This is a genomic window from Methylopila musalis (assembly GCF_042679725.1).
Lineage (GTDB): Bacteria > Pseudomonadota > Alphaproteobacteria > Rhizobiales > Methylopilaceae > Methylopila > Methylopila musalis.
The window spans coordinates 1-4,284 of record NZ_JBHTMX010000223.1; the positions used below are offsets into that span (position 1 = coordinate 1).

At 75.6% G+C, this 4,284-nt stretch carries 5 protein-coding genes; 2 read left to right on the top strand and 3 right to left on the bottom strand.

What is annotated here, in order from left to right:
• Both cbiE and ACFQ4O_RS15550 read right to left on the bottom strand, forming a co-directional pair.
• The coding region (cbiE, locus tag ACFQ4O_RS15545) for a precorrin-6y C5,15-methyltransferase (decarboxylating) subunit CbiE (RefSeq protein WP_378776944.1) at positions 1-884 on the bottom strand (884 nt) is incomplete at its 3' end.
• A gap of 37 nt (positions 885-921) precedes the next feature.
• Positions 922-1,710 carry a cobalt-precorrin-6A reductase gene (locus tag ACFQ4O_RS15550; RefSeq protein ID WP_378776946.1) on the bottom strand — a complete coding sequence of 263 codons (789 nt, stop codon included), beginning with the start codon at positions 1,708-1,710 and terminating at the stop codon, positions 922-924.
• 83 nt (positions 1,711-1,793) lie between these two features.
• On the opposite strand from ACFQ4O_RS15550, the gene cobA reads away from it, so the two are divergent.
• Both cobA and ACFQ4O_RS15560 read left to right on the top strand, forming a co-directional pair.
• Complete coding sequence (gene cobA, locus ACFQ4O_RS15555; protein WP_378776948.1) at positions 1,794-2,645, top strand: uroporphyrinogen-III C-methyltransferase; 852 nt, start codon at positions 1,794-1,796, stop codon at positions 2,643-2,645.
• Complete coding sequence (locus ACFQ4O_RS15560) at positions 2,642-3,943, top strand: cobyrinate a,c-diamide synthase (protein WP_378776950.1); 1,302 nt, start codon at positions 2,642-2,644, stop codon at positions 3,941-3,943. The genes cobA and ACFQ4O_RS15560 overlap by 4 nt, the downstream gene beginning before the upstream one ends.
• A 9-nt stretch (positions 3,944-3,952) precedes the next feature.
• Here ACFQ4O_RS15560 and ACFQ4O_RS15565 read toward each other — a convergent pair.
• Positions 3,953-4,284: DUF1636 family protein (locus ACFQ4O_RS15565; RefSeq protein WP_378776952.1), on the bottom strand; the 332-nt coding region annotated here is incomplete at its 5' end.

Sequence of the window (4,284 nt, forward strand, 5' to 3'; positions counted from 1 at the left end):
CGGGCCGCCCGGTCGGCGCGGGGCTCCAGCCCGATGGCGCGGGCGCGGGGCGCGGCGCGCATCCACTCAATCCCGATCGAGCCGGACCCCGCGCCCACGTCCCACAGCAGCGCGCCGGGCATTGGCGCAAGGCGGGCGAGGGTGAGCGCGCGGATCTCCCGCCGGGTGATCTGGCCGTCGTTCGCGAAGGCGTCGTCGGGCAGGCCCGGAACGCGGGGAAGCTGTCGCGCCTCCGGTCCGGCGGAAAGCGCGATCGCCACCGTGTTCAGCGCGTCGAAGGACCGGTCGCCGACCTCGTCCGCGTGGAACGCATGCGCCGCCGCCTGCGGGCCGCCCAGCCGCTCCAGAACGGTCACGCGGCTGCGCCCGAAGCCGTGCGCCGTCAGCAGCCGGGCCGCGGCGGCGGGCGTGGCCCCGTCGGCGGAGAACAGGACGATCCGCTCGCCGTCGAACAGCTCCGCCGCGAGGCTCTCCACCGGCCGGCCGCAGGCGGTGACGAGCCGCGTCTCGGCCACGGGCCACAGCATGGCGGCGCAGGCGAGCTGGAAGGCGGAGACGGCGGGAAGGACGCGCATCTCTTCAGCCGGCAGCCGGGCGAGGAAGGTGGCGCCGACGCCGTAGAGCAGGGGGTCGCCGCTCGCCAGAACCACGGTCGCCGCGCCGCGCCAGCCCAGCACCACGTCGACGAAGGGCAACATGGGGGAGGGCCATGCGTGACGCTCGGCGTCGGGCGGGATCGAGCCCGCCGCCAGCGCCAGATGCCGCTCGCCGCCGACGACATGGGCGGCGCGGGCGCGCGCGGCTTCCGCCTCGCGCCCGAGCGCGCCGTCCTCCGTGACGCCGATCACGGTGAGCCAGGGGGCGGGGCGGGCGTCGGGGGACATGGCGCAAGGTCTCGTCGGACGGGTCGTGACGCGCCTGCTATGGGGCGCCGGGGCCGCCAAAGCGAGCGCGGCCTTCGGAGGCGAGGCGAAGGGCCCAGTCGGCGGCGGCTTCCGGGCTCGGCGCGGCGCAGCCAAGGGTGAGCGGCGGACGCTCGATCATCACCACCGGCAGGCCCCGTTCGCGCGCGGCGTCGAGCTTGGCCCGCGCCGCCGCGCCGCCGCTGTTCTTCGCCACCACGGAGGCGACGCCATGGGCGTCGAACAGCCGGCGCTCGGCGTCGAGATCGAACGGGCCACGATCCAGAATGACTGTCGCGGACGGGTGGGGGAAGGGCGTCTCCAGCGGGTCGATCATCCGGAGCAGCAGGCTGACGTCCCTGCGCGCGGCGAAGGGGCCGAGCTCCTGCCGGCCCACGGTGATAAGGCAGGGGCCCTCCGTCGCCGGAATAAGGGCCGCGGCCTCGGCCACGTCGGCGGCGGGGCGCCAGTCGTCGCCGGGCTGCGGCGTCCAGGCGGGGCGCTCCACATGGATCAGCGGCGTCGCGGTCCGGCGGCAGGCCTCGGCGGCGTTCGCCTTCATGCGCGCGGCGAAGGGATGGGTGGCGTCGATCACGCAAAGCGGGCGCTCGGCCGCGAGATGGACTGCTAGCCCCTCCACGCCGCCGAAGCCGCCCACCCGCACGCGGCCTTGTGGCGCGCGCCGGCGTTCGGTGCGGCCGGCGAAGGAGGTGGTCACGTCGAAGCCGTGCGCGTGGAGCAGGGCCGCGACCGCAAAGCCTTCCGAAGAGCCGCCGAGCACGAGCGCGGCGGGAGCGCCCCCGCTCATAGGCGAAGTCCCCGAGGGCTTATCCGAAGCGACGAGCCGTCACGGGATTGTGCGGCGCCGTGCGACGCGCCATGGTCCGCGCGATGTCGCGTCCCTCCGATCACTCCTCGTCCTCCCTCGCCCCCGTAGGCTTCGCGCCGGCGCTGTCGCGCGCCATGCCCGTGTTCGCGCCCGGAACCGTGTGGCTCGTAGGCGCGGGGCCGGGCGATCTCGGCCTGCTCACGCTGCAGGCCGTGTGGGCGCTGTCGCAGGCGGATGTCGTCTTCTTCGACGCGCTCGTCAACGAGGACGTGCTGGCGCTGGCGGCCCCGGAGGTCGATCGGGTGTTCGTGGGCAAGCGGGCGGGCTGTCCCTCGCCCAAGCAATCGGAGATCAACGCGCAGCTGATCGCGGCGGCGCGGGCGGGCCGGCGCGTGCTGCGGCTGAAAGGCGGCGACCCCTACGTGTTCGGCCGCGGCGCGGAGGAGGCGCAGGGGCTGGTCGCGGCCGGGGTGCCGTTCCGGGTGGCGCCGGGAATCACCGCCGGCATCGGCGGGCTCGCCGCGGCGGGCATCCCCGTCACCCATCGCGATGTGAACCAGTCCGTCACCTTCCTCACCGCCCATGACGCCTCGGGCGCGCTGTCGGCGCGGCTCGACTGGGCGGCGCTGTCGGCGGCCTCGCCCGTGCTCGTCATCTATATGGGCTTCCGCCTGATGGAGGTGATCGCGGCGAAGCTTATGGCCGCCGGGCGGCCGGACAGCGAGCCGGTCGCGATCGTTTCGCAGGCCACCACGCCGCGCCAGAGCGTCGTGCGCACCACGCTCGGACGGCTCGCGATCCGCGCCGACGTGGAGGCGCTGGAGCCGCCGGTGCTGATCGTGGTGGGCGGCGTCGTGGCGCTCGCGCCCGTGCTCGCCGCGGCGGGCATCCCCGTGGAGGCCGTCGGCGCATGACGCCCGCTTTCGTGGTGGCCGCGCCCGCGAGCGGGCAGGGCAAGACCACCGTGACGCTTGGCCTGCTGCGCGCCTTCAGGGACGCAGGGGTCGTGGTCGCCTCCGCCAAGATCGGGCCGGACTACATCGACCCCCGCTTCCACGCCGCCGCCAGCGGCCGTCCCTGCTTCAACCTCGACGGCTGGGCCATGCGCCGGGAGCGGCTGCTGTCGCTGGCGGCGGAGGCCTCCACGGGCGCCGGCCTGATGGTGGTCGAGGGCGTGATGGGCCTGTTCGACCACGCGGCCGAGCCCGGCGTCGAGGGCCATGGCGGCGCGGGCGAGGTGGCGAAGACGCTCGGCGCGCCGGTTGTCCTCGTGGTCGACGTGAGCGGCATGGCCCAGTCGGTCGGCGCGCTCGCGGATGGGTTCCGCCGCCGCGATCCGGGCGTGGAGGTCGCGGGCGTGATCCTGAACCGGGTCGCGAGCCCGCGCCACGAACAGCTCGCCCGAGACGGCTGCGCGGAGGCCGGCGTGCCGGTGCTGGGCGCGCTGCCGCGCCGGAGCGAGCTGAAGACCCCCTCCCGCCATCTCGGCCTCGTGCAGGCGGAGGAGCTCGGGAATCTGGAGGCGTTTATCGCCGCCGCCGCCCGCGCCGGCGCCGAGCACATCGATCTCGGCGCGCTCCAGCGCCTCGCCCGGCCGATCGCGTGGGGCGGCAGCCGCGCGACGCCGCCGGTCGCGCCGCCGCTCGGCTCACGGATCGCGGTCGCGGACGACGTGGCGTTCCGCTTCGCCTATCCGCATCTCCTGCTCGCCTGGCGGGAGGCGGGCGCTGAGATCGTTCCGTTCTCTCCGCTCGCCGACCAGGCGCCGGACGAGAGCGCCGACGCGGTCTATCTGCCGGGCGGCTATCCGGAGCTGCACGCCGGGCGTCTCGCCGCCGCCTCCCGCTTCGCGCAAGGGGTGCGCGATGCGGTGGACCGGGGCGCCGTGGTCTATGGCGAGTGCGGCGGCTACATGACGCTCGGCGACGGGCTGGTGGACGCCGACGGCGTCCGCCACGCCATGCTTGGCCTGCTGCGGCTGGAGACCTCCTTCGCCGCCCGCCGGCTGCATCTCGGCTACGCCCACGCCCGGCTCGCGGCGCCCGGCCCGCTGGGGCCGAAGGGCGCCCATTACCGCGCGCACGAGTTCCACTACGCCGCGACGCTGTCGGAAGACGGCGCTCCGCTGTTCGCGCTCGACGGCGGCGGAACCCGCGGGCTGGCGGCGGGACCTGTGTCCGGCTCGTTCCTGCACGTCATCGACGGCGGCTGAGCGGCGCCGTCACGCCTCCTCGGCCGGGGGCGGCTCCACCAGCGCGTGGGCGACGCCCGGCGGCGGCAGGCGCGCGATCGTGTTCTTCCGCACCTTCTCGGGCCGCGCGCGCCACGGCGGCACGCCATCCACGCTCGCCGCATGGGCGAGAGCGAAGGCGGCGAGGTCGGCGGCGTCCTCCGCCGTCAGCCCGCCGATGACATAGGCGAACTTGCCGTCCGCCGCGACCGTCGCCGCGCAGCCCCGCGAACAGGCCGACAGGCAGGCGATGGCGTTGACCTCGACCTCCGCGCCGTCGAGCGCGCGGGCCGTGGCGCGGGCGAGGCGGGCGCCTTCCGGTT

Excerpts from the sequence above, each read along its gene's own strand:
- ACFQ4O_RS15550 (WP_378776946.1), bottom strand. The coding sequence starts at position 1,710 with ATGAGCGGGGGCGCTCCCGCCGCGCTCGTGCTCGGCGGCTCTTCGGAA.
- cobA (WP_378776948.1), top strand. The coding sequence starts at position 1,794 with ATGTCGCGTCCCTCCGATCACTCCTCGTCCTCCCTCGCCCCCGTAGGC.
- ACFQ4O_RS15560 (WP_378776950.1), top strand. The coding sequence starts at position 2,642 with ATGACGCCCGCTTTCGTGGTGGCCGCGCCCGCGAGCGGGCAGGGCAAG.